The organism is Pigmentiphaga sp. NML030171, from assembly GCF_002188635.1.
Classification (GTDB): Bacteria; Pseudomonadota; Gammaproteobacteria; order Burkholderiales; family Burkholderiaceae_B; genus Pigmentiphaga; species Pigmentiphaga daeguensis.
This window is the reverse complement of the sequence record NZ_NINX01000029.1, coordinates 97,615-122,874: the sequence shown is the minus strand read 5'-3', so window position 1 is coordinate 122,874 and position 25,260 is coordinate 97,615. Positions and strand designations below refer to the sequence as shown.

Annotated in this window: 29 protein-coding genes and 1 pseudogene; 17 read left to right on the top strand and 13 right to left on the bottom strand. The window is 67.7% G+C overall.

The window, feature by feature from the left end:
* Positions 1-9: 9 nt before the first annotated feature.
* From CDO46_RS09860 to CDO46_RS09835, 6 genes are read left to right on the top strand one after another with little or no spacing between them, the layout of a single operon-like run.
* Entirely contained in the window at positions 10-483 is a 474-nt protein-coding gene (locus tag CDO46_RS09860) for a (2Fe-2S)-binding protein (protein WP_087838367.1), read from the top strand.
* Positions 476-2,917: a xanthine dehydrogenase family protein molybdopterin-binding subunit gene (locus CDO46_RS09855; protein ID WP_087779966.1), complete on the top strand. Its 2,442-nt coding sequence runs from the start codon at positions 476-478 to the stop codon at positions 2,915-2,917. The genes CDO46_RS09860 and CDO46_RS09855 overlap by 8 nt, the downstream gene beginning before the upstream one ends.
* Positions 2,917-3,759 carry an alpha/beta fold hydrolase gene (locus CDO46_RS09850; RefSeq protein ID WP_087838366.1) on the top strand — a complete coding sequence of 281 codons (843 nt, stop codon included), beginning with the start codon at positions 2,917-2,919 and terminating at the stop codon, positions 3,757-3,759. Before CDO46_RS09855 ends, CDO46_RS09850 begins: the two co-directional genes overlap by 1 nt.
* A gap of 48 nt (positions 3,760-3,807) precedes the next feature.
* A complete protein-coding gene (locus CDO46_RS09845) occupies positions 3,808-4,542 on the top strand; it encodes an enoyl-CoA hydratase/isomerase family protein (RefSeq protein WP_087779968.1) in 735 nt (244 codons plus the stop codon).
* Between the two features lie 13 nt (positions 4,543-4,555).
* Positions 4,556-5,221: a carbon monoxide dehydrogenase subunit G gene (locus CDO46_RS09840; protein WP_087779969.1), complete on the top strand. Its 666-nt coding sequence runs from the start codon at positions 4,556-4,558 to the stop codon at positions 5,219-5,221.
* A 25-nt stretch (positions 5,222-5,246) separates the two neighbouring features.
* Complete coding sequence (locus CDO46_RS09835; protein ID WP_087838365.1) at positions 5,247-6,233, top strand: tripartite tricarboxylate transporter substrate binding protein; 987 nt, start codon at positions 5,247-5,249, stop codon at positions 6,231-6,233.
* On the opposite strand, the gene CDO46_RS09830 is transcribed toward CDO46_RS09835, so the two are convergent.
* Positions 6,220-7,476 (bottom strand): LysR family transcriptional regulator, encoded by a 1,257-nt coding sequence (locus tag CDO46_RS09830; protein ID WP_087838364.1) that lies wholly within the window; start codon positions 7,474-7,476, stop codon positions 6,220-6,222. The two genes, CDO46_RS09835 and CDO46_RS09830, sit on opposite strands and share 14 nt — an antisense overlap.
* A gap of 148 nt (positions 7,477-7,624) precedes the next feature.
* Between CDO46_RS09830 and CDO46_RS27960 the strand changes: the two genes are divergently transcribed.
* The 8 genes and pseudogenes from CDO46_RS27960 to CDO46_RS09790 all read left to right on the top strand — a co-directional run bounded on the left by CDO46_RS27960 (position 7,625) and on the right by CDO46_RS09790 (position 12,443).
* The gene (locus CDO46_RS27960) at positions 7,625-7,954 is read left to right on the top strand and encodes a hypothetical protein (protein WP_140416845.1); all 330 of its coding nucleotides are present in this window, start codon (positions 7,625-7,627) and stop codon (positions 7,952-7,954) included.
* Positions 7,955-7,969: 15 nt separating this feature from the next.
* A pseudogene (locus CDO46_RS09820) lies at positions 7,970-8,599 on the top strand (ABC transporter substrate-binding protein); the annotation flags it as partial.
* 69 nt (positions 8,600-8,668) lie between these two features.
* Positions 8,669-9,391 carry an ABC transporter ATP-binding protein gene (locus tag CDO46_RS09815; protein ID WP_087838361.1) on the top strand — a complete coding sequence of 241 codons (723 nt, stop codon included), beginning with the start codon at positions 8,669-8,671 and terminating at the stop codon, positions 9,389-9,391.
* Entirely contained in the window at positions 9,388-10,191 is an 804-nt protein-coding gene (locus CDO46_RS09810; protein ID WP_087838360.1) for an ABC transporter permease, read from the top strand. The genes CDO46_RS09815 and CDO46_RS09810 overlap by 4 nt, the downstream gene beginning before the upstream one ends.
* Positions 10,184-10,984: an ABC transporter permease gene (locus CDO46_RS09805; RefSeq protein ID WP_087838359.1), complete on the top strand. Its 801-nt coding sequence runs from the start codon at positions 10,184-10,186 to the stop codon at positions 10,982-10,984. The genes CDO46_RS09810 and CDO46_RS09805 overlap by 8 nt, the downstream gene beginning before the upstream one ends.
* A 10-nt stretch (positions 10,985-10,994) precedes the next feature.
* On the top strand, positions 10,995-11,249 hold the full coding sequence (locus CDO46_RS09800; RefSeq protein WP_087838358.1) for a class II aldolase/adducin family protein: 255 nt from the start codon (positions 10,995-10,997) through the stop codon (positions 11,247-11,249).
* Entirely contained in the window at positions 11,225-11,719 is a 495-nt protein-coding gene (locus CDO46_RS09795; protein ID WP_087838357.1) for a class II aldolase/adducin family protein, read from the top strand. Before CDO46_RS09800 ends, CDO46_RS09795 begins: the two co-directional genes overlap by 25 nt.
* 13 nt (positions 11,720-11,732) lie before the next feature.
* Positions 11,733-12,443 (top strand): isochorismatase family protein, encoded by a 711-nt coding sequence (locus tag CDO46_RS09790; RefSeq protein ID WP_176400695.1) that lies wholly within the window; start codon positions 11,733-11,735, stop codon positions 12,441-12,443.
* Positions 12,444-12,452: 9 nt separating this feature from the next.
* Here the strand turns inward: CDO46_RS09790 and CDO46_RS09785 are convergent, their stop codons facing one another.
* The gene (locus CDO46_RS09785) at positions 12,453-13,433 is read right to left on the bottom strand and encodes a tripartite tricarboxylate transporter substrate binding protein (protein ID WP_087838355.1); all 981 of its coding nucleotides are present in this window, start codon (positions 13,431-13,433) and stop codon (positions 12,453-12,455) included.
* 230 nt (positions 13,434-13,663) lie between these two features.
* Here CDO46_RS09785 and CDO46_RS09780 point away from each other — a divergent pair, with 230 nt between their 5' ends.
* The 3 genes from CDO46_RS09780 to CDO46_RS09770 are packed head-to-tail and all read left to right on the top strand — an operon-like array spanning position 13,664 to position 16,122.
* Positions 13,664-14,197, top strand: coding sequence for a 3-hydroxybutyryl-CoA dehydratase (locus CDO46_RS09780; RefSeq protein ID WP_176400694.1), 534 nt, complete (start codon positions 13,664-13,666; stop codon positions 14,195-14,197).
* 12 nt (positions 14,198-14,209) lie between these two features.
* On the top strand, positions 14,210-14,875 hold the full coding sequence (locus CDO46_RS09775; RefSeq protein WP_087838354.1) for a cysteine hydrolase family protein: 666 nt from the start codon (positions 14,210-14,212) through the stop codon (positions 14,873-14,875).
* On the top strand, positions 14,875-16,122 hold the full coding sequence (locus tag CDO46_RS09770; protein ID WP_087838353.1) for a LysR substrate-binding domain-containing protein: 1,248 nt from the start codon (positions 14,875-14,877) through the stop codon (positions 16,120-16,122). Before CDO46_RS09775 ends, CDO46_RS09770 begins: the two co-directional genes overlap by 1 nt.
* On the opposite strand, the gene CDO46_RS09765 is transcribed toward CDO46_RS09770, so the two are convergent.
* From CDO46_RS09765 to CDO46_RS09715, 11 genes are all read right to left on the bottom strand, one after another.
* Entirely contained in the window at positions 16,095-16,580 is a 486-nt protein-coding gene (locus CDO46_RS09765) for a MarR family winged helix-turn-helix transcriptional regulator (RefSeq protein ID WP_087838352.1), read from the bottom strand. The two genes, CDO46_RS09770 and CDO46_RS09765, sit on opposite strands and share 28 nt — an antisense overlap.
* Positions 16,581-16,669: 89 nt before the next feature.
* On the bottom strand, positions 16,670-17,302 hold the full coding sequence (locus CDO46_RS09760) for an isochorismatase family protein (protein ID WP_087838351.1): 633 nt from the start codon (positions 17,300-17,302) through the stop codon (positions 16,670-16,672).
* A gap of 13 nt (positions 17,303-17,315) precedes the next feature.
* Positions 17,316-18,353 (bottom strand): 2,5-dihydroxypyridine 5,6-dioxygenase, encoded by a 1,038-nt coding sequence (locus CDO46_RS09755; RefSeq protein ID WP_087838350.1) that lies wholly within the window; start codon positions 18,351-18,353, stop codon positions 17,316-17,318.
* Between the two features lie 34 nt (positions 18,354-18,387).
* A complete protein-coding gene (locus CDO46_RS09750) occupies positions 18,388-19,215 on the bottom strand; it encodes an alpha/beta fold hydrolase (protein ID WP_087838349.1) in 828 nt (275 codons plus the stop codon).
* 29 nt (positions 19,216-19,244) lie between these two features.
* A complete protein-coding gene (locus CDO46_RS09745; protein ID WP_087838348.1) occupies positions 19,245-20,000 on the bottom strand; it encodes an Asp/Glu racemase in 756 nt (251 codons plus the stop codon).
* A 22-nt stretch (positions 20,001-20,022) separates the two neighbouring features.
* The gene (locus CDO46_RS09740) at positions 20,023-20,985 is read right to left on the bottom strand and encodes an amidohydrolase family protein (RefSeq protein WP_087838491.1); all 963 of its coding nucleotides are present in this window, start codon (positions 20,983-20,985) and stop codon (positions 20,023-20,025) included.
* An 11-nt stretch (positions 20,986-20,996) separates the two neighbouring features.
* A complete protein-coding gene (locus CDO46_RS09735; protein ID WP_176400710.1) occupies positions 20,997-21,515 on the bottom strand; it encodes a nuclear transport factor 2 family protein in 519 nt (172 codons plus the stop codon).
* On the bottom strand, positions 21,515-22,810 hold the full coding sequence (locus CDO46_RS09730; protein WP_087838346.1) for an aromatic ring-hydroxylating dioxygenase subunit alpha: 1,296 nt from the start codon (positions 22,808-22,810) through the stop codon (positions 21,515-21,517). The genes CDO46_RS09735 and CDO46_RS09730 overlap by 1 nt, the downstream gene beginning before the upstream one ends.
* Before the next feature lie 21 nt (positions 22,811-22,831).
* Positions 22,832-24,109, bottom strand: a complete 1,278-nt coding sequence (locus tag CDO46_RS09725; RefSeq protein ID WP_087838345.1) for an NAD(P)/FAD-dependent oxidoreductase — start codon at positions 24,107-24,109, stop codon at positions 22,832-22,834.
* The gene (locus tag CDO46_RS09720) at positions 24,093-24,401 is read right to left on the bottom strand and encodes a non-heme iron oxygenase ferredoxin subunit (protein ID WP_087838490.1); all 309 of its coding nucleotides are present in this window, start codon (positions 24,399-24,401) and stop codon (positions 24,093-24,095) included. Before CDO46_RS09720 ends, CDO46_RS09725 begins: the two co-directional genes overlap by 17 nt.
* A gap of 61 nt (positions 24,402-24,462) precedes the next feature.
* A complete protein-coding gene (locus CDO46_RS09715; RefSeq protein WP_087838344.1) occupies positions 24,463-25,251 on the bottom strand; it encodes an SRPBCC family protein in 789 nt (262 codons plus the stop codon).
* Positions 25,252-25,260: the final 9 nt, after the last annotated feature.

The window sequence follows — 25,260 nt, the reverse complement described above, 5'->3', positions numbered from 1 at the left end:
TCCCGACTCATGAACATTTCCATCAATGTGAATGGCGTCGTGCGGCAGGCCCAGGTCGAGCCGCGCACCACCCTGGTGGACTTCCTGCGCGACACGCTGAAGCTGACCGGTACCCATATCGGCTGTGAGCACGGTGTCTGCGGCGCGTGTTCGGTCCTGCTGGACGGAGAACCCGTCAGGTCCTGCTGCATGTTCGCGGTCCAGGCCGACGGCCTTTCGGTAACGACCGTGGAGGGGCTGGCGCCGGAACGGGGGCGGCTGTCCGCGATCCAGGACGCCTTCTGCGAAAAGCATGCGCTGCAGTGCGGTTATTGCACGCCAGGCATGCTGGTCGCGTGCCACGCGCTCGTGGCGCGCCACCCCCGTCCGGACGAGGCGCAGATCCGCGAGGCCATCAGCGGCAACCTGTGCCGGTGCACCGGTTATCAACAGATCGTGGACGCCGTCCAGCATGCGACGGCACAGGAGTCGTCGCATGACTGATCCGGGGAAATTCCGCTATATCGGCAAGCACCGCCGCGCCGTCGAGCACCGCCGTTTCGTGACCGGGCAAGGGCGCTACGCCGCCGACATACAACTGCCCGACGTGCTGCACGTGGCCATCGTCGCGAGCCCGCATGCGCATGCCAGGATACGGTCCATCGACGCCTCCGGGGCGCTGGCCATGCCTGGCGTGCATGCCGTCCTGACTGGCGAGGAGCTTTGCGCGCATACCGATGCCATGCTGCCCGGCGTCGACGCGCCGCAGGTGAAGCGGTTTCCGCTCGCCCACGGCGTGGCCCGCTACGCCGGGGAGTGGGTGGCCGCGGTCGTGGCCGATACCCGCGCCTTGGCCGAAGACGCGGCCGAGGCGGTGATTGTCGAGTACGAACCCATCGATCACGTCGTCGATCCGCTGGCCGCGATGGAGCCCGGCGCTCCCCAGGTGCATCCGCTGCATGGGTCCAACGTGATCTTCCGCCGCGTCTTCAATTGGGGCGAGGTGGACGAGCATTTCGCCCAGGCTCCCCACAAGCTGTCGTATCGCGTGCACTGGGCGCGCAGCGCCACCGTGCCTATCGAGACGTTCGCGGTCAGCGCCTGGTGGAACGACGCGACCGGCATCCTCGACGTCTGGGCGTCCATCCAGATGCCGAAGTATCCCGATCTGCTGGCCCGGGCGTTGCGCCTGCCGGGCAACGCTGTGCGCGTGCACTACGACGTGGACGTCGGCGGCAGCTACGGGGTCAAGCGCGGCATCAAGCATTCGGTGCTGGTGGGCTACCTGGCGAGAAAACTGGGCCGCCCCGTCCGGTTCATCGAGGACCGGCTGGAGAACATGCGCGGCGGCGACATGCAGGGGCCGGACCGCGTCTTCGACGTGACGCTGGCGTTCGACGGCGACGGCATCGTCAAGTCCATGCGGATGCGCGCGGTGGACGATATCGGCGCCTATTCGGGCCGGGCGCCGCTGCAGCTGGGCAAGCCGGTGGGCGCGATCGTCGGCCCGTACCGGATCGCCAGCGTGGAATACGACGCCGTATCGGTGATGACCAACAAGACCCCCCAGGAGGCGGTACGCGGGTTCGGCCAATCCCCGACCAACTATGCCATCGAGACCGGCATGGACAAGGTGGCGCGTTTCCTGGGGCTGGACCGCGTCGAGCTGCGCCGCCGCAACCTCATCGGCAAGGACGAATTCCCCTATCTGATACCCAGCGGCACCACCTACGATTCGGGAGACTACGCGACGGTCCTCGGCAAGGCGCTGGATGCGGCCTCGCTCGAGCAGATCCAGCGGCAGCGCGACGAGTTGCGCAAGCGCGGATTGCTGGCCGGCATCGGCGTCTCGACCTGCCTCGAACCCTCGGGAGGCAACTCGGCCTTCGAACCGTTGTTCAATCCCAAGAACACGACGACCACGTGGATGGACTCCTGCCTGGTGCGCATCGACCTGTCCGGTTCGGTGACGGCGCTGATGGGAACGTCGACCTCGGGCCAGGCGCACGAGACCCTGGTCTCCACCGTGGTGGGGGAGATCCTGCAGCGCGAGCCGGACGGCATCCGCGTCCTGCACGCCGACTCGCTCAACGCCTTGCCGTCGAATAGTCCGGTCGGCAGCCGCATGGCCATCATGCTGGGCGGGGCGGCGGCCGGCGCCGCCAAGAAGCTGCGCGCCAAGTTGCTGCGCATTGCCGCGCACAATCTCGGATTGCCGGAAGAGCAATTGTCGTACGACGGCGGCGACGTCGTAGCGAAGTCCGATTCCCAGCGGCGCATGTCCTGGGACAACCTGGTGGAGATTGCGCACCGCATGTTCCACAAGCTTCCCGAGGGCACCGAGCCGGGGCTGCAGGAGAAGTTCGTCTGGGAGGTGCCCACGGGCGGAAAGATGCCCACCGAGGATGGCCGGGTGCAGATGTATCCCTGCCATTCGTTCGAGTCGCACGTCGTGCTGGTCAGCATCGATCCGGATACCGGCAAGGCGACTTTCCACCGCTACGTGTGCGGACACGATTGCGGCGTGATGATCAGCCCGGACGTGGTCCATGGGATGACCTACGGCGGGATCGCGCACGGATTGGGGGCGGCGATGATGGAGAAGTTCGTCTTTTCGGAGGAGGGCCAGCTGCTTGCCGGCACCTTTATGGACTACCTACTGCCGAGCGCGCTGGAGGTTCCCGCCGTCACCATCGTCGACCATTGCACGCCGTCGCCGCTGACGGAGTTCGGCCAGAAGGGATCGGGAGAGGCGGGCTATCTGGGCAGCCCGGCGGCGATCGCCAGCGCGATCAACGACGCGCTGGCCCCGGTGGGGGCCAGCATCGACGCCCTGCCCATGACGCCGCAGGCGATCTGGAATGCGTTGCGGCGTGCCTCGGGCGGACAGCGGGTATCGCCCGCGCACTCCGAAATTCCGGAAATGGAGAAGGCGTGATGGCAAAGTCGGACAACGCCGCGAAGGCGCGGCGCGAAACGCTGCGGGTGGCCGGTCCGGCGGGCGAGATCGCCGTTCTGGTCGAGGGCGACCCGGCGGGAGCACCCGTATTCATGACCCACTCCATCCTGTCGTCCAGCATGATGTGGGACAGCGAGGCAGCCTTGCTGGCGGCGCGGGGATACCGGGTGATCCGGGCCGATACGCGCGGGCACGGGGATACCCAGCCGCCTGCCGGACCTTGCACCATGGACGAGCTGGCGGACGATACGATCGCGGTGCTCGACGCACTGGGCATCGAGCGCGTCCATTATGTGGGGCTCTCGCTGGGTGGCATGAGCGGATTCGGCCTGGGCATCCGGCATGCAGGCCGGCTGTCGAGCCTTTGCCTGTGCGACGCACGGGCCGATACGCCGCCGGACCTGCAACTGGTCTGGGCCGAGCGCATCGCCGTTGCGCGCGAGAGGGGCACCGCCGCGCTCGCGGATTCCACGATCGAGCGCTGGTTCGGCCGGTCCTTCGTGGGCGCGCATCCCGAAATTGCCGGGCGTTTCCGGCGTCAGGCGGCCGCCACCTCGGTCGCCGGGTTCGTCGGGTGCGCACAGGCGATCCAGGGGCTGGACTATCTGGGCGATGTCGGCGGCATCGCGGTGCCGACGACGCTGCTGGTGGGGGCCAACGACGGCCCCCTGCCCGATGCCATGCGGCATTTGCAGACGCTTATCCACGGGGCGGGAATCGAGGTGATTCCCGACGCCGGCCATTTGCCCAATATCGACCAGCCCGCCGCATTCCAGGACGCATTGTTGCGCCATCTCGATCGCGTCCGCATCGGCCATTGAGCCCACCCGGCGGTCGACCAATTTCCTTTCCACCTCAGGAGGCAGTACATGAGCGAACAACTCTCGATAGAGCAGGACGGCCGTATTCTTCGCATTACCTTCAACCGCCCGCAGGACAACGGAGTGACGGACGCGATGGCAGTGGCGTTCGCCGATGCCATTCTCAACGCGCATCACACCTCGGATGCCGTCGTGCTGCGCAGCGCGGGGCCGGACTTCTGCACCGGGCGCGCCCGCGACCCGGGATCCCCCGCGCCGTCTCCCGAGGCCTATGCGCGCCGCCCGGAGTACGACGCGATCTTCAACAGCTACAAGGCCATACGCAACGCGCAGGTGCCGGTCATTGCCGCCATCGAAGGCCGGGCGATGGGGTTCGGCACCGCCATCGCGGCGCTTTGCGACGTTTCGTTCGCCAGCGATACCGCGACCTTCAATATCCCCGAGATCGCGCACAACGTGATGCCGACCATGGTCATGTCGGCGCTGTACGACCGCGTCAATCGCAACGCCATCCTCTGGATGGCCTATTCCGCCGATTTCATCGACGCCCATCGCGCCATGGCCTACGGACTGGTCAGCACCGTCGTTCCCGCCGACAAACTCGACGCCGAACTCGCCCGCTTCTGCGAAGTGCTGACGAGCCGTCCCCGGCCGGCCATCCTGGGGCTGAAGGAGTATCTGCACGTCGCGCCCCGCATGGACGAGCTTGGCGCCATCGAGTACGCGCGGGCCCTTCACTCCATGGTCAATACGGCGGCGGCCATGAAGCGCAAGCACGGCTGACATCGAGGCGTTCATGGAAATCACCGGTACCCAAGTCATCGCCGCTCCCCGCGCCGACGTCTGGAAGGCCTTGAACGATCCCGGCACGCTCAAGCGCTGCCTTCCGGGATGCGAGTCGGTCGAGCAGGCGGGCCCCGATGAGTTTCGCATCGTGATCACCGCCGCCATCGGGCCGCTCCGGCCGCGTTTCAACGGCTCGCTGCGCCTGACCGAAGCCGTGCCTCCCGCTTCCTGCGTCATGGTATTCGAGGGGCAGGGTGGCGCGATGGGGTTCGGCAAGGGATCGGCCTCGGTCGATCTGAAGGAGGCCGGCGCCGGTACGGAGCTGACCTACGCGGCGCAGGCGCAGGTCGGCGGGAAGCTGGCGCAAGTGGGCGCGCGCCTGATCGACAGCGTGGCCAGGAAGATTTCCGACGATTTCTTCAAGGCCTTCCGCAAGCAGTTCGCACCGGAGGAGCCGGCCGCGCCGGCCGGAAGCGGTGCTCCCGGGAAGCGCAGCCCGGCGGGCCGGGCCACCGCCGATGCCGGACCCGCGAGTACGGCGGACCCGGTCCGGGCAGCGCCCGTGCCGCCGCGGGCCGAGCCGGATGGGGCGACGCGCGTTCCCGGCTGGTGGCTGATCGTGGCCTTCGCCCTTGGCGTGGCGGCAACGCTGGCCGGGGCGGTGGTCATCTCATAGTCGAAACAAGAATGAGGGAACATCCATGGAGACTACGCAAGCAGGGCGCCGCAGGTTTCTGCTGGCCAGCGCGGCATCGGTGCTTTTGAGCGACGCCTACGCGCAGGCGCCATCGACCGGCAAGACGGTAAGGATACTGGTGGGCTTCCCGCCGGGCCAGGCCACCGACATCGTGGCGCGCATGCTGGCCGAGAAGCTCGCGGCCGCGACCGGCGACAACTACATCGTGGAGAACAAGCCGGGCCAGGGAGGAAGCCTGGGCCTGGGCTATCTCGCCAAGGCCCCCAGCGACGGCAGCGTGATGATGCTGGCCCACATGTCGGCAGTGGCGACCAATCCGCACATGTACAAGAGCGTCGCCTACGATTCCACCAAGGACTTCGAGGCCATCGGCCTGGTCGGCGATCTGCCGTTCGTCCTGGTGGCCAATCCCGCCGTGCCCGCCAGGAACGTCGCCGAACTCATCGCCTATGCGAAGGCGAACCCCGGCAAGCTGACCAATGCGTCGTCGGGCAACGGCACCGTGTCGCACCTGGCGATGGAGGAGTTCAAGCGCTATGCGGGCGTGGACATCGTTCACGTGCCGTACCAGGGCAGTTCGCGTGGACTGACCGACGTCATGGCGGGAACGGTGTCGATCGCCCTGGAGACCGCGGCGGCCACCAAGCCGTTGGTCGAATCTGGCAAGCTGCGTGTGCTGGGCGCGGGCAGCGCGCAGCGCCTGGATGGCGTGCTGGCCGCCCCCACGCTGATGGAGCAAGGCATTCCCAAGTTCACCGCGGTGACCTGGTTGATGCTCATGTATCCCGCCGGCGTGCCGAAGAAGCTGGTCGACCGCAACTTCGAGGCCCTGAGCCAGATCGTGCAGACCCAGGATTTCAAGGACCGCCTGCGCACCATAGGCGCGTTGCCGCGCAGCAGCCAAAGCCCGCAGGAAGCCAACGAGTACGTGCGCAGCGAATACCGCTATTGGGGGGAGGTGGTCAAACGCAGCGGCGTCAACCTGGGGTGACAGCCGTCCTGGCTCCGGTCGGCGAGGGGGCGGCGGGTGCCAGCGTGCCCGCCGTCGCTGCCTCGATGTGCTGCATCAGCTTCTCGCACAAGAGGGAAGGCTGCGCATCGCGCCGCAGGATGAAGCCGATCTCGCGGCCGGTATGGGGAAGCTCGACGTCCAGCACCTTGACGGCGCCCGAGGCAATCTCGTAGCTCAGGTATTCGGGCGAGACCGCCGATACCACATCGCTATGCTGCAGGAGGCCCCGCAACAAGCCGAGGTCTCCCGCCTGCACCGCCACGTGCGGCGCTTCGATCCCCAGCTGCCAGAACAAGTCGTTCAGCAACTCGCGCGTCGGCGCGCCGCGATCCCGCAGCACCCAGGGGTAGCGCACCAGGTCGGCAATCTCGACGCGTTCCCGCGCGCACAGCGGATGGCCCGCGCGGGCGACCACGACCAGGCGGTCGCGGCCGATCACGCGAATCAGGAAGTCCCGATGCGAGTAGTTGGCATTGAGGCCGGTCAGGATGAAATCGATCTCGCCGGAGTGCACGCCCGCGAACAGGATCTCGAAGGGTGCGTCCACCATGGAGATCTGGACATTCGGATGCTTGCCGACCAATGCCGCGATGGCTTGGGGAAGCACCCGCGTGCGCATGGAAGGCAATGCCGCGAACATGACGCGGCCGGCCATTTCGCCGCGCTGCTGAGCGATGTCGGCCTCCAGGTGCCGCAGTTCGGCCAGCACCCGCCTGACGCGGAACAGCAGCAGCTCGCCCGCTTCGGTGACGGCCATGCCCTTGGCGGCGCGGCGGAACAGGCGCAGCTTGAGCGAGGCTTCTGCCTGCCTGAGCAGGGCGCTGACCGCGGGTTGCGTCAAGCCCATCACCGCCGCCACGCTGGGCATGTGGCCCATCTCGCGCAAACGGACCAGCGCGGTCAATTGACGCTCCCCGACCAGCATGGCGAACAGCGGGGCATTGACGGATACCCGGTAGGGCGCGAGTTCCGCGGCGGCCAGCTGCAATTCGGCCTCGATGCGGCACGCGCGCCGGTAGGCCGCCTGTCCGAACGGCGTAGGCGCCATGCCTGCTGACTGGCGCTCGAACAGCGTGGCATCGAAGCTCGTCTCGAGCTGTCGGATGGAGCTGGCCACCGCCGACGGCGTGCGCAGCAACCGCTGCGCGGCGCGGGCAATGCTGCCTTCCTCCACCACCGCGATCAGCGCCCGCAGGTGCCGCATATGGTTCTTGTCTTGCATGGCCGGGTAGCGCTCGATTCCTGGGCGGGGAAATCCGTCCGATAAGAAAAATTGCTGTCCACGCAAGCATAACTTGCTCCTTTCCGCAGCGGCAAGATCCTACAATCCGGCATGACGGAGCAATGACTATCCTAGGGAGGACCGCGTCATGAACATCTTGGTGAGAACGCTCTGCTGTGCCGCTTTATCCTTGTGTTTCCTGGGCTCGGCAGCCAGCCGCGCGGAAGTCGTGACCATCAGGGTGGGACATGGCTCCTCGGCCGAGGAGCCTCTCTGGACCATGAAGGCTTCGCCGGCCGTCACGCCCGGGCAGGGCCGGGACTACAAGCTCGAATACACGCTTTTCAGAGGCACCGATAAACGTTTTCAAGCATTCGAAGCTGGCGAGCTGGACGTCGCCACCGGATCGGCGCACAGCGTCATGATGGCCGCGGCCCAGGGCATCAAGTTCAAGATCGTCGCGTCGCTGTCCCGCTAGGGCGGCGCGCAAGGCTTCGCCACCCGGTACATGGTGCTCGACGGTTCGCCCATCAAGACGATCGCCGACCTCAAGGGCAAGACCATCGGGATCAATGGCGCCCGCTCGTCGGCGGAGATCTGGGCCCGGCTGGCGCTCAAGAAGCATGGCCTGAATCCGCAGCGCGACGTCAAGTGGGTGGCTCTTCCCTTCCCCAGCCAGGGCGAGGCGGTGCGGGCCGGCAAGCTGGACATCGGCGCCTTTCCGCAGCCTTTCGCCGCCTTCGAGGAAAAGCGTGGCGGCATGCGCACGGTATTCACGTCCACCGACGGCATCGGGCAGCAGGAAGACCTGATGCTGCTGCTGGTCAAGGAGGAGTTCGCCGCCAAGCATCCCGCCGCGCTGCGCGCGTTCCTGGCCGATCTGGTCAAGGCTACCGACTTCTACGTCAACCGTCCGCGCGAAAGCCACCAGCAACTGATCGATGCGAAGTTCGTCAACATTCCGTTGGACGTGTCGCTGGGCATGCGCAAGTACCTGCACCCGCTGGACGGCAAGGTCGACATGGATTCCATGCGCAGGATGGTGAAGGAACTGAAGGACTTCGGCTACATGGACGACCTGGATCCCGCCAAGGTCGTGGATATGAGCTATCTGCCGAAATGAACGCCGACGCGACCCACTACCTGCAGGCCCGGGGGCGTCGGCAAGCGCTTCCTGCGCAACGGCTAGGCCGTGACCGCGCTGGAGGATTTCGACCTGTCCATCGCCGAGGGCGAATTCGTCAGTATCGTCGGGCCGTCGGGCTGCGGCAAGAGCACCTTCCTGCACATGGTGGGCGGCTTCGAGCCGCGCACCAGCGGCACGATCAGCCTGGCCGGGCGCCCGGTCTCGGAGCCGGGGCCCGACCGGGGCATGCTGTTCCAGGACTATGCGCTCTTTCCCTGGCGCACGGTGCTGGGCAACGTGGCCTGGTCGCTGGAAGTGCAGGGCCTGCCCAAGGCGCGGCGCCTGGAGATCGCGCGCAAGTACATCGCCATGGTCGGGCTCGCCAGGTTCGAGAACGCGTATCCGGGCGAACTGTCGGGCGGCATGCGGCAGCGCGTGGCCCTGGCGCGCACGCTGGCCTACGAACCCAAGATGCTGCTGATGGACGAGCCGTTCGGCGCCCTGGACGCGCAGACGCGCGAACTCATGCAGGAAGAGCTGACCGACATCTGGCAGCAGGACCGCCGCACCGTGCTGTTCGTCACGCACGACATCGAAGAGGCCATCTACCTGAGCGACCGGATCATCGTCTTCACGGCGCGCCCGGGACGCATCAAGGCCGACCTGCGCGTCGAGCTGCCGCGCCCGCGCGACGCCTCCATCCGCAAGTCGCCCGAGTTCATGGACTACCACGCCAGGATCTGGGACATGCTGCGCGACGAGGTCCTGCGCGCCCGGGAAGGCTCATGAGCGCGATACGCTCCACCGCGGCGGGCGGTTCGAACCGCGCGCTGCGCTGGCTCGCGGGCTGGTCCCTGCCGGTGGCGCTGCTGGTTGCCATGCAACTGGCGGCAGGCCAGCCGGGCGCGCCCCGCTACGTCGTGGCGCCGACCGACATCGCCGCGACGACCTGGGAACTGCTGGCAAGCGGCGAGCTCATCCGCGACGCGATGGCGTCCGGCGTGCGCTCCTACAGCGGCTTTTTCATGGGGGCCGCGCTGGGGGTTGCGATCGGACTCCTGAGCGCGGTGTGGCAGCAGGCGCGCGCCTTCTTCGATCCGCTCGTCTCCACGCTGTATCCGGTGCCCAAGGTGGCGCTGCTGCCGGTCATCATCACCTGGCTGGGCTTCGGCGATGTCTCGAAAATCGCCCTCATCACGTTGGCGGTCTTCTTTCCGACTTTCATCAACACCTTGTACGGCGCGCGCGCCACCCCCGTATCCCTGATCTGGGCGGCGCGCAACATGGGGGCGGGACCTGCCTACATCTTCAGGCGCGTCATCTTCCCGGCCGCGCTGCCGCAGATCTTCACCGGCCTGCGCTCCGGGCTCGCGCTTTCGTTCATCGTGCTGTTCGCCGCCGAGATGGTGGGGTCGCACGACGGCCTGGGCGACATGGTCGTGCGCGCCGAGGAGGCCATGCGCTATGACTGGATGTACACGGCCATCCTGGCCATCGGCCTGATGGGCTTCGCCAGCGACCGCATCCTGCTGGCCATCCGCCGCCGCCTGCTGGCGGACAAGTATCCCGGGGAGGCCCGCGATGGTTGAGCGTCTGCGCGCTTTCGCCCGGCAAGCCATGGCGCCGCTGTATCCGCTGTCGGTCCTGGCCGTGGCCTGGGAGCTGTTGTCCCGTTCGGGATGGGTGTCGCCGCGGCTGATGCCTTCCATCGTGAAGGTGGGCCGGGCCTTCGTGGAAGGGCTGGCCAACGGCGACCTGGTCTATCACGCCTCCATCTCGTTCTCGCGCGCCCTGAGCGGCTTCGGCCTGGCCATCGTCATCGGCGTACTGCTGGGGGTGCTCATGGCCCGCAGCCGCTGGTTCGAATGGATGGTGGAACCCATCTTCTCGTTCGGCTACCCGGTTCCCAAGATCGCGTTGTACCCGGTCTTCATCCTGCTGCTGGGCTTCGGCTCGCCGTCGAAGATCGCGCTGATCGCGCTGGAGTGCACCTTCCCCATCGCGGTCAACACCTATTTCGGCATCCGCGCCGTGGCGCCGCGCCTGGTCTGGAGCGCCCGCAACATGGGGGCCGGGTCCGTGCGCATCTTCCTGCGCGTGCTACTGCCGGCGGCGCTGCCCGCCATCATGTCGGGCATACGGGTCGCGCTGCCCCTGTCCATGGTGGTCGTGATCATCACCGAAATGATCGGCGACAGCACCGGGCTGGGCTACTACATCGCCTACGCGTCGGCTTCCTTCATGTATGCCGAGTCCTACGCCGGCGTGATCGCCGTGGCGCTGATCGGCTTCACCCTCGACCGTCTGCTCGTCGCCGTGCGCGGCAGGATCATCTTCTGGGAGCCCGACGGCGCGGCCCGGAGTTCCCGTCCTTCCCATTGAGGCTCCCACGATGTCTATCGACGAACAACTGGAACAACTGGCGACGGCCTGCCGCGTCCTGGAAATGGAAGGCCATGGCGACATGACCCTGGGCCACCTGTCGCTGCGCGATCCGCAAGGGCGCGGCTTCTGGCTCAAGCGCAACGCGCGCGGCCTGGGCGAGATCCTGTCCGCCGCCGACTTCGTGCTGGTCGGCCACGATGGCGCCAAGCTGGAAGGGGAAGGGGGGCGCCATTCTGAGTGCCCATCCATTCCGAGATCCTGAAGGCGCGGCCCGACGTCAACGTCGTCGCCCATACCCATCCCTTCCACGCCAGCATCCTGTCGTCGTTCGGCACCGCGCTGGCGCCGTTCACGCTGGATGCCGACTACTTCGACGAACTGCCCTGCCACCGGGACGAGGCCGCGCTGCTCAAGACCGAGGAAGAGGGCGCCGCGCTGGCCCGCACCCTGGGACCGCATTTCGCCGTGCTGATGGCCAATCACGGCGTCACCTTTTGCGGCACGTCCATCGCCCATGCCGTCTGCGTGGGGGTCTTCCTGGAGCGCGCCGCGCGCATCCACGTGCTGGGTTCGCAGATGCGCGCCGAAGCGACCTTCCCCATGCCGCCCGTGCGGCGGCGCCGGCGCGAACAGATCATGACGCCCGTCCACATCGAGCATTCCTGGAACTACTTCGTCCGCAAGCTCGCGTGGCAGGAAAAGGCCCGCGGCGATGCCGCGCTGTTCGCCTGAGGAGGCCCTGGACATGGCCACGCTCGAATCGCTGTATTCGTACCTGACGCCGCGCGACCGTGAGATCATCGAGCTGTCCGGCTACGGCGCCCGCATGGGATTCGGCGCGTGCCCGGCCCTGGTGATCGTCGACGCCACCTATGGTTTTTGCGGCGACCGGCGCGAACCCATCACCGACTCCGTTCGCCGCTGGCCCAACTCTTGCGGCGAGGCAAGCTGGGACGCCATCGACCGCATCCGCGAACTGCTGGCCGCCTTTCGCGCGCAGCAGCGGCCCGTCATCTACACGCGGGGCGCGTACCGGGACGACAAATGGGACATGGGTTCGTGGCTGTGGAAGCATGCACGATCGCGGCCGCAAGAGGCTCCGGTGTCCCAATCCGATCGGCATCATGACGAGATCGTCGAGGAAATCGCTCCGCAGCCCAGCGACCTCGTCATCGGCAAGCAGAAGCCGTCGGCGTTCTTCTCGACGCCGCTGCAGTCCTACCTGACCCTGCTGGGTGCGGATTCGCTGGTGGTGGCGGGCGGCAGCACCTCGGGCTGCGTGCGTGCCACCGTGGTGGATGGCTTCAGCGCCAACTACCGCATCGCCGTGGCTGCCGACGCCTGCTTCGACCGCCTGCAATCCAGCCATGCGATGAGCCTGCTGGACATGCATGCGAAGTATGCCGACGTGCTGGATACGGCGGACATCCTGGGGCACTTCGGCGCGTCGGCCTAACCGGGCGTTTCAATCCAGCGCGATATTCAAGCGCTTGAGCACCTGCCCGAACCGCCGGGTCTCGTCGGCCAGCTCCTTCACGTACTCGGCGCGTTCCAGCACGTAGGGCTCGTAGAACATCGCGTCGTAGCGCTTGAGGACCTCCGGGTCGCGCAATACCTGCGCCACGTCGCGCTGGATCTTGTCGGCGACCGCCGCGGGCGTGCCCTTGGGCGCCAGCAGCGCGACCGATCCCGCCAGGTCGAAGTCCGCCGGTCCGCCGGATTCCGCGATGGTGGGGACGTCCGGGAAGCCCGCCAGCCGCCGGGGCGCCGAGACGGCCAGGTAGCGGACCTTGCCGGCGCGCTGCAGGGGGCCGGCGCTGCCGCCGCTGCCGAAGGCCCAGGCCAGTTCCTTGTTGGCCACCGCGGCGTAGAGTTGTCCCATGTCCTTGTACGGGACGTGCATCATTTCCACGCCCGCTCCCTGTTCCAGCATGGCGCCGCCGATGTGGCCGGGGCTGCCGACGAACCACGAACCGTAGGTGACCGAGCCGGGTTTGGCGCGCGCCGCCTGGAGCAGGTCGCCGGTGCCGCGGAAGGGGCTGTCCACCGGTACCACTACGAAGAAGTAGTTGCGCAGCATGGGCGTGATGGGCTCGAAGTCGCGCATCAGGTCGTAGGGCAGTTTCTTGAACAGGTAGGGATGGGCGCTGGTCTGCGCGTTGTCCATCTGGAGCAGGGTGTAGCCGTCGGCGGGACTGCGCTTGGCGGCGTCGATGGCGATGAAGCCGTTGCCGCCCGGCTTGTTCTCGACCATGACGGGCTGTCCCCATTTCTGCGACAGCCGGTCGGCCACCAGCCGCAGCGCGGCGTCGGGGCCGCTGCCCACGGGGAAGGTGGAGACCACCCGCACGGGTTTGGCGGGGTAGTCCTGGGCGTGCGTCGGCGCGGCGCCGCACAGGGCCAGCGTGATCGCCGCGAGCACGGAATGGATGATTGGCGTTTTCATGGTCCGGATTCCCGAAGGTTGAGCAAGCCACCCCACCAGCGGGTGGCCCCGCCACTGTGCCATTGCCGCAGGCCGGAGGGGATGGGGCATAAGCGCTTTCGGGACCGGCAGAAGCATTTTGATGGCCGGCGGGCGGGCATAAGTTTTTTCGCCCCAGGCAGAAGCATTGCCGGCTGGCGCCAGCCCCGCGGGGAGCCGAGAATGGGGGGATTCACTACCAGGACATAGCGATGAAACTATTTCCCAGCCTGCAATTGCACATGCCGCAAATCGATTTGCAGGAAATCATGGAGCACTTGCGGCACAACGAGGAGCGGCGGACCTATCCGTTGTGGCAGGAGGACGACTGCCTGTGCTTCATTGCGCGCGGCCGTGAATACCGCAGCGAGTTCCACCTGAATCCCAGCCACGAGATGCAGTATTCGCTGAAGGGGGACCTGCACCTGCACTATCGTACGCCCGAGGGGGTGGAGAAAGTCGCGGTGGTTCCCGAAGGACATTGTCTTTACCAGCCGCCCATGGTGCCGCATTCGCCGCGTTTCCCGCCCGATGCGTTCCAGCTCGTGGTCGAGCGCAAGCGCCGGCCTGGCGAAGTGGACCGCTTCCATTGGTTCTGCCCTTCTTGCGACAATCTGCTGCACGAGGAACGCTTCATCGTCAGTGATTACGGTACCGATCCGGTATCGCGGGCCTACGACAATTTCTGGGGTTCGCTCGATTTCCGCACCTGCAAGAAGTGCGGCACCATCATGCCGGACCGTTGAAGGGGGGGGGCCATGAGCAATATCCTACGCACCCTGGCGGAGAAAGCGCAGCCGCGACACACGGCGTTAGTGATCGTCGATATGCAGAACGATTTCTGCGCCCAGGGCGGCTACCTGCAGCGCACCCGGGCTGAAAGCGGCCGCCATCCCATCCGGGTGGACGAGAATGCCGCCATCGCCGACCGGATCGGCGCATTGGCGGACGGGGCCAGGCGATCGGGGGCTGCGGTCGCATGGTTGCGCTCGGTCTACGATTTCAAGTACCTGGCGGAGGCCCACGTCGCCATGCGGGATGCCGAGGGCTGCTGCATGGAGGGAACCTGGGGCGCCGACTTCTTCCGCATTCAACCCCGGGAGGGGGACATCGTCGTGGACAAGCACACGTTCAGCGGTTTCCACGAGACCGGGCTGCACGCGCAGTTGCAGGAGCGGGGTATCAGGACGCTGGTGATGGCGGGCGTGGCCACCAATGTCTGCGTCGATTCGACCCTCAGGCACGGATTCTTCCTCGGCTATCACATCGTCGTGGCGGAGGATTGCGTGGGCAGCGGTAACGCGGCTGGCCACGAGGGCACGTTATCGACGGTCCGGGTGAATTTTGGCGAGGTCACGACCTCGGTCGAGCTCCTGCGTTTGTTCGGCAAGCACGCCCCTGCCGACGCCCTTTCGGCCCTTTGATGCTCCACACCAAGCACCTGCGCCCCTTCCTGGCCGTCGTGCGCCACGGCAACCTGGCCCGTGCGAGCGAGGAACTGCGCCGCGCCCAGTCGGCCGTGTCGCGTTCGGTGCAGGAGCTGGAAGGCTGGTTCGGCGTCGCGCTGTTCGAACGCAGCGCGCGCCAGTGGCTGCTGACCGACTTCGGCCAGGCGCTGCACCGACGGACCGAGTTGGCGTTCGCCGAACTGCAGCAAGCCTGCGACACGTTGTGCGAGCGCTACCCCGAGTCGGCGCCGCGGTTGCGCACCGCGCCGTTCTTTTCGTTGGCCGTGCACGAGCGGCGCCTGGAACTGTTGTTCGCCTTTACCGAGCGCAAGCACATCAGCACGGCGGCGGCGGCGGTGGGCGTTTCCCAGCCGGCCGCCAGCATGGCGCTGTACGACCTCGAGGCCAGTGTCGGCGTGCCCCTGTTCGACCGCGCGCATGCCGGCGTCGCATTGAACGAATGCGGCGAGCTGCTGCTGGCACATGTGAAGCGGGCATTGGCGCAGTTGCGCCTGGCCGGCACCGAGATCTCGGCGCTGAAGGGCGTGATCGAAGGACAGGTGGTGGTCGGGGCGCTGCCGTTCAGCCGTCCGTATGTGTTGCCGGTGGCCATCGGCAGTGTGCTGGCCCGGCATCCGCGCCTCCAGGTGCGCACGCTGGAGGCGCCCATGGACACGCTGGTAGCGGGCCTGCGGCTGGGCGACGTGGATTTCCTGGTGGGCGCGCTGCCGGTGGAGCCGCTGGAAAGCGCGCTGGTGGTCGAGCAGTTGATGCGCGAGCCCATGGTGGTGCTGGCGCGCCGCGATCATCCGCTGGCCGCGGCTGCCGCCCTGGATCTGGCCGACCTGATGGAGACCGCATGGGTGCTGCCCCGGCAGGGCACGCCCACGCGCGAGGCCTTGGGCGCGTGCCTGGCGCAGCATGGGTTGCCGGAACCGCAGGTGGCGGTGGAGTCGTCGGACATCTCCCTGATCCGGGGGCTGCTGCTGGAGACCGACATGCTGTCTGCGGCTTCGCGCCAGTTGTTCCCGCACGAACTGCGGGCGGGCATCCTGGTGGAGTTGCCGGTGGTGCTGGCGGGCACCGAGCGTTCCATGGGCATCCTGCGCCGCACGCAGGAGCATTCGTCGCCGGGGGCGCAATTGCTGATCGAGGCGATCCGCCAGGTGTGCCGCGACGAATCAGGGGAAAAGGATCAGAGGTCGGCGGCCGCGCGGCCGTAGTGGTTGTTGGCCTGCACCAGCTTGGAAAGCAGGCGCATGAAGGTTTCCTGGTCCTTCTTGCTGAGCGGGGCGATCAGCCGCTGCTGGGCGCGTGTCATTCCGTCCTGCAACTGGCCCATGACGCGCAGTCCTTCCTCGGTGATGAAGGATTGCCGCGAGCGGCGGTCGTCGGGATCCACGCGGCGCGTCAGGTAGCCCTTGCGTTCGAGCCGCTTGACGACGTCGGCCGTGGTGGTGCGGTCCAGCCCGAGTTCGTGGCCGATCGTCTTCTGGTCGCTGCCCGGCTGCAGGGACAGGGCGGTCAGGATGCCGTACTGGACCGGGGTGATCTCGTTGCTGCATTCCTCGAAGAACATCGCATAGTGGATCTGGTTCAGGCGGCGGACCAGGTATCCCGCGCGCGACCAGAGCACCTGCTCGGCGGGATCGAAAGGGTGCGAGGGGGGGGATTGGGTCATTGTGGGGTGCTTCACAGGTATACCGGCGCCGGCGCGGGGCCGGCGCATTTTTACTCAGTATACTGCGGACCACCCATCGGGCCCAGGAATCAACGGCTGGCGGCCGCCCCCAGCGCCTGCAGCACCTCGTCGCGCGGCATGACGGCGGCGTATTTCTGCTGCATGTCGAACAGGTTGGCCTCGTGCGGGCCGAGCGCCCGATCGCCCACGCAGTCCGAGGCGACGACGGGGCGCAGGCCATGGCACATGGCGTCCACGACGCTGGCGCGCACGCAGCCGCTGGTGACCGCGCCGGCCACGATCAGCGTGCGCACGCCGCGCTGCGCGAGCCATGCGGCCAGCGTGGTGCCGAAGAAGGCCGAGGGCAGCGTCTTGCGCACCACGAGTTCGCCCGGAGCCGGGGCCAGCTCGGGGACGATGGCGCTGGCGGGGGCGTGTTCCTTCAGTTTCAGCAGGCCGGGGACCTTTTCGGTGAATACGTTGCCATCGGCGTCGTCGTCGGCGAACACGATGCGTGTGTGCGCCACGGGCCACCCGAGCCTGCGGGCCTCGGCCAGCAGCACCGTCGTGCGCTCGATGGCTTCGCGGATGTTGCCGCCGCCGAACATGGCCGGGTCGGCGAAACCGTTGACGAAGTCGACGATGAGCAGCGCGGCCGGTCCGCGCAGTTCGAGATCGGCGCCGAATCCCTGGCGCTGGTAGGTCGAGATTTCCTTGTGCATGATGGCTCCGTGTCTAGGCCTGGTCGAGGACCTTGCCGTCCGCGACCATGTCCCGCCCGTCCAGGCTGACGGTGCAGCGGCGCAGCGGGATGTCGATGTGGCAGGCGGTGGTGCGGCTTCCGCCGGCTTCGTTGTTGGGGCCGAGAGAGAACAGGAAGTTGCCTTCGAAGGCACGGGCATCCATGCCTATGGTGGCTTCGCGGTCGTACAGCCCCAGCGTGGACCAGCGGGCGCGCGGCTGCAAACCCCAGCCTATGTGCGAGATCGCGTAGGCCTCGGGGTCGTCGAAGGACGCCATGTAGTCGTCGAGCAGGCTGGCCGACAGGCCGCCCTCGATGCGCACCGCGTAGCCGTTCTCCACCGTGAGCGTGATGGGGTCGTCCACGTAGCATTTCTGGGGCAGCAGGATGTCGCCCCGGTCGATGACGATGCGGCCGCTGGCGCCGCCTTCGTTGGGCCAGGTCAGCGCGAAGCCGCTGGGCCAGTGGTCCCAGCGGCCGGGTTCGTCGACGAAACCGTATTCGCTGATGGCGGGGAATTCGCCCAGGGGGCAGCGCAGGTCCGTGCCGGCGGCCGAGCGCACGCGCATTTCGCGGGCGGCCTGGATGCGCGCGGCCGCCGCGGTGACGCGGGTCTTGTCCTCCGGGGTGGGGACCATGCGCATCAGGACTTCGGGCGGTTCGACCGCCAGCAGGATCTTGGTGCCGGTCTGCAGGATCTCGTGCTGTTCGGGCGAGAAGAGCAGGGTCATCAGGTCCAGGACGAGGTCGCTGGCCTTCAGGGCGGCGATGGCGGCGTGGTTGCCGGTCAGGGGCGTCGTGCCCAGGTAGGCCAGCGCGTCCCGGCTCAGGGCCTTCTCGCCGTTGACCGGCGGCAGGTCCAGCCGGTTGACGATAGCCCCCAGGGACTGGGCGGCGATGGTGGCGCACGACAGGGTCTGCGGATGGGTGGACGCGCTGGTCAGGATGGTCACGGTCTGCCCCGCCTCCAGGCGGGACAGCGTCAGCACCTGGCGCCAGGCTTCGATGAACGGATAGTCGCTGATGGCCATGGTCTTGCCTGTGGTCTGGAGGTGGAGAGGGATCTCAGATCGAAACGCCGAGGAACGTGCCGAAGGCCTGGTAGAAGCCTTCCTCGTTGTCCCACGGGATCATGTGGCCGGCGCCGGGCACGCGCACGGCCCGCATCGAGGCCAGCAACTGCCCGAATTCCGCGACGTCGGCATCCTCGACCACGCCGCCACGCTCGGCGGTCATCAGCAGCACGGGCTGCCGGATCGCGGGAAGATCGGCGTGGATGTCGTCGGTGTGAAAGCCTTCGAAGCTGGCCAGCACCGCCTCCTCGTCGCAGGTGTGCAGCCATTCGGCGCGCAGCCGCAGCTGTTCCTCGGTCCAGGTGGGGCAGACCTCGCGCATGGCGGTCCAGTCCATGCCGGCGCGCGCCGCCTTCATCGAGTCGACGTACCAGGGAAGCTTGGCGGGGTAGGGGCGGCGTCCGGGGCCGGATACCGGCGGATCGACCGCCACCAGCCTGGCCATGGCGGGCATGCCGATGCGCGCGGCGCGCAGGCCGATGCGGGCGCCCATGGAATGGCCCACCACGCTGGCGCGCGCCAGGCCCAGCGCCTCGGCCAGCGCGATGAGGTCCTCGGCCTGGGCATCGAGGCTATAGTCCAGGCCGGGCGCGGCGGTGGACAGGCCGCGGCCGCGCACATCGAGAACATAGGTGTCGAAGTGCCGGCCCAGGCGCTCGCCCACGAAGCCCCAGGTGATGGCGGGGCTGGTGATGCCGGGGACGACGATGACGGGATCGCGCGAGGCGCGCTCGCCGTCGGCGCCGCCGTAGCGCAGGTAATGCTGGCGGATGCCGTTGGCGCGCACGTTGGCGCCGTAGAGGAATTGGCTGTCGGGCATGAGAGGCTCGCTGGAAGGAAGAGGCCGTGTCAGTAGGCGCCGGACAGCAGCGCGCCGGCCCCCGGCACGACGCGTTCGAGGTCCAGGGCCTTGAGCATGGCATAGGTCGTGGCGATGGCGGCCGTGAGGACCGGCTTGCCGGTCTGCGCCTCGACCTTGGCCACCACGGGCAGGGAGGGCATCTGGACGCAGGCCGACAGCACGATGGCATCGACCTGGCTGGTGTCCATCTGCGCGACGATGGCCGGCAGGTTCTCGGGGTCGTGGCGTCCGACCTCGAGGTTGTCTGGGATTTCCAGGGCACGGTAGTCGGCGACTTCGAAGCCCTCGTGGCGGATGTAGTCGACCACCAGTTCGGTCAGCGGCTTCATGTAGGGAGCCACCACCACGATGCGCCGGGCGCCGATCACCTTGAGCCCCTCGATCAGCGCGCCCGCGCTGGTGATGACGGGCGCGTCGCCGCCGTTGGCGGCGGTATGGTTCTTCAGGCGGGCCTCGGACTGCCGGTGATAGCCGCGCCCCATCGCCATGATGGCGACCAGGCAGGCATAGCCCAGCACGTCGACGCGGGCGTCGCTCAGTTCGACGGCGCAGCGGTCGGACTCGGCGTCCATGGCGGCCAGCTCCTCCTTGACCACGTGCTTCATGCGCATGCGGCTGGAGTGGAAGGTGAAGCGCTCCGGCCGGATCTGCTGGCGCGCGGCCAGCATGGCCGGGATCTCCGTTTCCATGGTGGTATTGGAACTGGGCACGATCTGCCCGATGCGAAACAGCGGCTTGGTCATGGGAGTCTCCGTCGGATGCGGTTCACAGGCCCAGGATCCGCGCCGCGTTGCCATGGCAGATGGCTTCGAGCTGGGCGGGTTCCAGGGGCGCGGTGTCGATGAAGCGGGCGGCGGCTTCGGTCGATTCGTAGGGGTAGTCGACCGAGAACATCACGGCGTCCACGCCCATCTCGCCCACCGCGCCGACCAGCGTCGGATGCGAGCACACGCCCGAGGTGGTGATGAGCAGGTTGGTGCCGATGTATTCCGACGGCCGCCGCTGCAGGCTGACGCCATAGGGGTAGGCGGCGAAGCGGCTGTCGAAGCGCCAGCGCTGGAAGGGCAGGCCCTCGCCCATGTGGCCCAGGATGACCTTGAGCCGGGGGAAGCGGTCGAACACGCCGCCGAACACCATGCGCAGCGCGTGGCTGGCGGTCTCGACGCCCCAGCCCCAGCTGGCGCCGGCCAGCACCGGCGCGCCGTCCAGCGCGTGCAGCGGCTTCCACGGGTCAATGGGGTGCAGGTACATGGGCACGTCCAGCTCCTGCATCCGTTCCCAGAACGGATCGTATTCGCGGCCTTCGTAGTAGCGTCCCAGTGTGTGGCCGTTCACCAGCGAGCCCTTGAATCCCAGCTGCTTCACGCAGCGTTCCAGTTCGCGCGCTGCTTCGAGCGGATCGTGCATGGGCAGCATGGCGAAGCCCGCATAGCGGTCCGGCCGCCGCGCGATCCGCTCGGCCAGGAAGTCGTTGTTCTCGCGCGCCCGGCGCAGTGCGAGCGTGGTGTCGGGTTCGGCCTGCACGCCCGGTCCGGACTGGGACAGCACGACCAGCTCGATGCCCGCCCGATCCATTTCATCGAGTCTGAGCGTGTCGAAGTCGGCCAGACGCTGGCCCAGTTCCTTCATGGTGGCCGGGTCGATGAAGTTCAGGAATGCCTTCGAGTAGGTCTCGAAGCCGGGCATCATGAAGTGTTCTTCCAGCGCGATCTTGCGTAGGGTAGTCAATTCCATTCCTCCTAGACGGGATAGACCAGGTCGTTGGCGATCACCGACGATTCGTGGATCACCTGCCTCTCCCGCAGCAGCAGTTCGTCGCCGTCGCGGACGAACCGGTCGTGGTAGGTGCCGGCCAGGTGCAGCGTGGTGGGCCCCTCCACCAGGGTCTGCAGCAGCACGTAATTGCATTGGGCCCAGATTTCCTGTCCTTCCTCGCCGACGATGCGGGGGGCGGACAGCAGGTGGGTCATGGTGCGGGGCGCGAACATCTGCGTGCGCGAGATCGCTACCGCCCGGTCGTGCAGCATGGGGCGCCCCTCGGCATAGACCAGCCCTACCGGCATGCCCAGCTCGGCGTTCTCGCGCGCGGTGATCCGGTAGATGCAGTCCTCGGCGAAGAAGCGTGGCCATTCCTCGATGTGGCCGCTGTCCAGCACCGCGCAATACTCGATGTTGAAATGCTCGACCAGCGGCCGCAGCTCCGCCGCCCGCCGTGCGTCCACCCGCGAGGGCGCATATCCTGAAAGCTGCAATGTCATCATGCCTTTTCCCATCCCATGACTTCGCGGTAGTAGCGATACATGCCGCGTATGGCGGCTTCCGATATCAGCGACGTGGCCGTGCCGACGTTGCCCGCGTCCAGTTTCACGACGTTCGTGTCCAGGCTGCTGCGGCGCACGCCCTCCTGCACGAACTTCATGGCCTCGTTGTCCTCCAGGCCCAGGAAGCCCGCCGGCCCCATCAGGTTGCCCTGGCGCAGGCGATGCCGGGTCATCTCGGGCGTGTCGTCCTCGTAGCCGAACATGGTCCAGATCATCAGCATGCTGTGGGGGCCGTTGGGCACGATCTGGCGCACGCCCAGCGTGTTCATCTCGCGCTGCACGACCAGGTTGGGCCAGATGGTCTGCATGGTCACCGACCAGGGCGAGTCGAATTCCTTCACGAACTCCAGGAAACGGTCGTCCTGCAGCCGCATGCCGTCGTGGAAGGAGCGCATCTCCTTCTTGTTTTCCTCGCTGACGGCGGCGTACTTGTCTTCCTTCTTGGCCGAGGCCATGGTGCCGTGCCGGTGGTGCACGGGGTCGGCGATCATGGCCGAGTCGTTGCCTGCCACCAGCAGGCCGAACACCACCAGGAACGAGTGCAGCAGCGTGGCGTGGTACGGATCCTTCAGGTTCTCGTGATACATCTTCCAGTTGCAGGGCAGCTCGTTCTTGTAATAGCCCAGGATCCTGAGCGGCTTGCCGGGGAAGACGACGTCGAAGTCCTTCAGGATCTCGGGCGTCAGGTATTCCTCCAGCGGCTCCACGTCGGCCGAGTACGAGGCGAAGACCACGCCGTGCCGGGTCGTGACGCGCAGCTTGAACAGGCCATGGTCCTCGTTGCGGAACTCGCGCGGCATGCCGCCTTGCTTGTTCACGCCGCGCTTGAAGGGAATGCCTTGGAGGTTGCCCTTGAGGTCGTAGGACCACTGGTGGTAGGGGCAGACGAACTCCTTCGCGTGGCCACGGCTGCTGCGGCAGAATTCCGCGCCCCGGTGCGCGCAACGGTTCTCGAAGACGTGGATGCTGCCGTCGTCGGCGCGCGAGACCACGACCGGCACGGGACCGACGTAGGAGCGCTTGTAGTCGCCCGGATTGGGGATCTCGGCCTCCAGGGCGACGAAGTTCCACGAACGGCCCTTGAAGATGCGCTCCATCTCGCGCTCGTACACCGATTGGCTGGTGTAGACCCAGTCGGGGATCAGGTGGTCGTCCGCCGGCCAGGCATAGTCGTCGGCGGGACGGTTCTTCGCGCCGACCGTGTAGTCGAGGATTTCCTGGTTCTTGTACATGGTGCTTCCTTTCGTTGGTCCCTAGGCGGACGCCGGGCCCAGGGCCAGGCGCGCGAGCTGTTTGGCGGGGATGCCGGGATCGGCCAGCGCTTCCGGCGCGCAGGCCAGGGGGCGTCCCAGCACGCTTCGGAAGGCGCGCAGGTCGCCGCCGGCGTTGATGGCGATGACATGGACCAGGCGCCCGCCCTCGATGCCGAAAAGCATGGCCTTGCCCGGGTCCCGGCCTTCCGGGAGCTGGCCGCGCAGGCGATAGGCCAGGCCGGGCGCGCCGTGGCCCAGCATCTGGATGTTGCAGCCGAACTGATCGGTCCAGAACCAGGGAGGCGGGGGCGGCTCGGCGTCCTGGCCCAGCATCGCCGCGGCGGCGATGCGCGCCTGTTCGTTGGCGTTCTGCCAGGATTCCAGGCGGCGGTGCGTGCCGGTGGCGGCATCCCGGCCGCTGGCGCAATCGCCCGCGGCGTAGACCCCTTCGGCGCTGGTGCGGCAGCGCTCGTCGACCCGGATGCCGCCGTTGCCGGCATCGATCAGCAATCCGGCTTCGCGCGCCAGCGCCACGTTGGGTACCTGGCCCACGGCGACCACCGCCAGGTCCGCCCGCAACACGCCCGCGTCCGCCAGCGTGGCGGCGATCCCGCCGGCGACGGGCACGAGGCCCGACGGCTGCGCGCCCAGATGCAGGCGTACGCCGTGGGCCCGGGCGCGCGCGGCCAGCCAGCGGGAGACCTCGGGCGGCATCGCCCGGCCCAGCAGCGCCGGCCCCAGTTCCATCACGGTGACGTCCAGGCCCAGCGCACGGGCGGTGGAGGCGATCTCCAGTCCCAGGAAGCCGCCGCCTGTCACCAGCAGGCTGCGCGCGGTGCGCAGGGCCGCGCGCAGGCGCTGCGCGTCGTCCAGCGTGCGCAGGTAGTGGACGCCCGGCGTACCGGGAGGCAGGGCCGGCAAGACGCGGACGTCGCCGCCGGTGGCAAGCAGGCAGGCGCGATAAGCCTGGACCGCGCCGTCGTCCAGGTGCAGTTCGCGCCGCGCGGCATCGAGGCGGACGACACGCCGGCCCGGTTGCAGCACGATGCCGGACTGGGCCAGGAAGGGCTCGGGCAACAGGTTGACGTCCGGCGGCTGTTCGTCGGCCAGCACGGCCTTGGAAAGGGGCGGGCGCTCGTAGGGCGCATGGGGCTCGTCGCCGATCAGGACCACCTTCCCGGCATGGCCGAGCTCGCGCAGGGCACGCGCCGCCATGGCGCCGGCCTGGCCCGCGCCGACGATGACCAGGGGCGCGGAGGCGTCATTCGACGGCGACATAGACGGCCTCGTCCTCGACCTTGACGGGATAGATGCGGATCGGCTGCGTGGCCGGCGCACAGCGCGGCTCGCCGGTGCGCAGGTCGAACTGCGCCTGGTGCAGCGGGCATTCCACGCAGCCGTCCTCGACATAGCCGTCGGTCAGCAGCGCATATTGATGGGTGCAGACGTTGTCGGCGGCGAAGAATTCGCCGCCGCTGCGGAACAGGGCGAGTTCGCGGCCGTCCAGCTTGAACGGCATGCCGGCGTCGTCTTCGACCTCGTCCACCGCGGCGATTCGTGTCCAGTTCATGATGTTTCCATTGGTCAGTATGCTGATCTTCATCGTGCGGCCCCGCGCACGGGGCCCGCGGCTAGCGGCGGCCGAACAGCCCTCCCACGCCTTGCTTGAACTGGGACCAGAAGGCCTTCATGCCTATGCTGAGCATGTTCAGCTCCTGGGGCGGCGGCGCGGTTCGGCCCGCGCCGCGCCGGTTCTGGTTCAGGGCCTGCTGCGTGGCCGCCAGCACGGCCTGCGCCTGGGCCAGCACGGCCTGCGCCTGCAGCAGCAGGGCCTGGGCTTCGGGCGAAGCGGGCGCGCTGCCCGGAACCGCGGCCAGCCGGGGCGCGGCCGGTTCGCCCGGCGCCGTGGCGGCGGGCTGGGCGGGAGTGCCGGGCATGGGTGCCGCCGGTTCGGCCGCATCGGCGTCGTCCTGCAGCGATGCAGCCAGGTTGTGCTCGAACTGCTTGAGGATGTGGCCCGCCACTTCGGCGATCATGCCGCTGCCGCGTCCGTACTGCGCTACCGCGCCCGACAGTTGCAGCTGGGTGGCGACGGTGACGTCGGTGCCGCCACCCGCGGCCGGCACCAGCGCGAAGCTGAATTCCGACTGGGCCGAGCCGCGGCCCTTGGGGTCGAGGCCGGAACCGCGCAGCCAGGCGATGTGCCGCTCGTCGTCCTTGCGCACCAGCTCGGCCTGGCCGTCGAAGGCCAGCTTGATGGGGCCCAGCTTGACCGATACCGAGCCCAGGTACTTGTCGTCGCCCAGCGCTTCCTTGAGCCGGGCCCCGGGCAGGCACGGCAGGATGCGGGGAACGTCCAGCATCAGTTTCCAGGTTTCTTCCAGCGGCAGGGGGACGTGAAAGTGATTGGTGAATTCCATGGCGTCTGC

Bases quoted from the DNA above. Each gene is read 5' to 3' on its own strand.
- CDO46_RS09860 (WP_087838367.1), top strand. From the start codon at position 10: ATGAACATTTCCATCAATGTGAATGGCGTCGTGCGGCAGGCCCAGGTC.
- CDO46_RS09855 (WP_087779966.1), top strand. From the start codon at position 476: ATGACTGATCCGGGGAAATTCCGCTATATCGGCAAGCACCGCCGCGCC.
- CDO46_RS09850 (WP_087838366.1), top strand. From the start codon at position 2,917: ATGGCAAAGTCGGACAACGCCGCGAAGGCGCGGCGCGAAACGCTGCGG.
- CDO46_RS09845 (WP_087779968.1), top strand. From the start codon at position 3,808: ATGAGCGAACAACTCTCGATAGAGCAGGACGGCCGTATTCTTCGCATT.
- CDO46_RS09840 (WP_087779969.1), top strand. From the start codon at position 4,556: ATGGAAATCACCGGTACCCAAGTCATCGCCGCTCCCCGCGCCGACGTC.
- CDO46_RS09835 (WP_087838365.1), top strand. From the start codon at position 5,247: ATGGAGACTACGCAAGCAGGGCGCCGCAGGTTTCTGCTGGCCAGCGCG.
- CDO46_RS09830 (WP_087838364.1), bottom strand. From the start codon at position 7,476: ATGCAAGACAAGAACCATATGCGGCACCTGCGGGCGCTGATCGCGGTG.
- CDO46_RS27960 (WP_140416845.1), top strand. From the start codon at position 7,625: ATGAACATCTTGGTGAGAACGCTCTGCTGTGCCGCTTTATCCTTGTGT.
- CDO46_RS09810 (WP_087838360.1), top strand. From the start codon at position 9,388: ATGAGCGCGATACGCTCCACCGCGGCGGGCGGTTCGAACCGCGCGCTG.
- CDO46_RS09805 (WP_087838359.1), top strand. From the start codon at position 10,184: ATGGTTGAGCGTCTGCGCGCTTTCGCCCGGCAAGCCATGGCGCCGCTG.
- CDO46_RS09800 (WP_087838358.1), top strand. From the start codon at position 10,995: ATGTCTATCGACGAACAACTGGAACAACTGGCGACGGCCTGCCGCGTC.
- CDO46_RS09790 (WP_176400695.1), top strand. From the start codon at position 11,733: ATGGCCACGCTCGAATCGCTGTATTCGTACCTGACGCCGCGCGACCGT.
- CDO46_RS09785 (WP_087838355.1), bottom strand. From the start codon at position 13,433: ATGAAAACGCCAATCATCCATTCCGTGCTCGCGGCGATCACGCTGGCC.
- CDO46_RS09780 (WP_176400694.1), top strand. From the start codon at position 13,664: ATGAAACTATTTCCCAGCCTGCAATTGCACATGCCGCAAATCGATTTG.
- CDO46_RS09775 (WP_087838354.1), top strand. From the start codon at position 14,210: ATGAGCAATATCCTACGCACCCTGGCGGAGAAAGCGCAGCCGCGACAC.
- CDO46_RS09770 (WP_087838353.1), top strand. From the start codon at position 14,875: ATGCTCCACACCAAGCACCTGCGCCCCTTCCTGGCCGTCGTGCGCCAC.
- CDO46_RS09765 (WP_087838352.1), bottom strand. From the start codon at position 16,580: ATGACCCAATCCCCCCCCTCGCACCCTTTCGATCCCGCCGAGCAGGTG.
- CDO46_RS09760 (WP_087838351.1), bottom strand. From the start codon at position 17,302: ATGCACAAGGAAATCTCGACCTACCAGCGCCAGGGATTCGGCGCCGAT.
- CDO46_RS09755 (WP_087838350.1), bottom strand. From the start codon at position 18,353: ATGGCCATCAGCGACTATCCGTTCATCGAAGCCTGGCGCCAGGTGCTG.
- CDO46_RS09750 (WP_087838349.1), bottom strand. From the start codon at position 19,215: ATGCCCGACAGCCAATTCCTCTACGGCGCCAACGTGCGCGCCAACGGC.
- CDO46_RS09745 (WP_087838348.1), bottom strand. From the start codon at position 20,000: ATGACCAAGCCGCTGTTTCGCATCGGGCAGATCGTGCCCAGTTCCAAT.
- CDO46_RS09735 (WP_176400710.1), bottom strand. From the start codon at position 21,515: ATGACATTGCAGCTTTCAGGATATGCGCCCTCGCGGGTGGACGCACGG.
- CDO46_RS09730 (WP_087838346.1), bottom strand. From the start codon at position 22,810: ATGTACAAGAACCAGGAAATCCTCGACTACACGGTCGGCGCGAAGAAC.
- CDO46_RS09725 (WP_087838345.1), bottom strand. From the start codon at position 24,109: ATGTCGCCGTCGAATGACGCCTCCGCGCCCCTGGTCATCGTCGGCGCG.
- CDO46_RS09720 (WP_087838490.1), bottom strand. From the start codon at position 24,401: ATGAACTGGACACGAATCGCCGCGGTGGACGAGGTCGAAGACGACGCC.
- CDO46_RS09715 (WP_087838344.1), bottom strand. From the start codon at position 25,251: ATGGAATTCACCAATCACTTTCACGTCCCCCTGCCGCTGGAAGAAACC.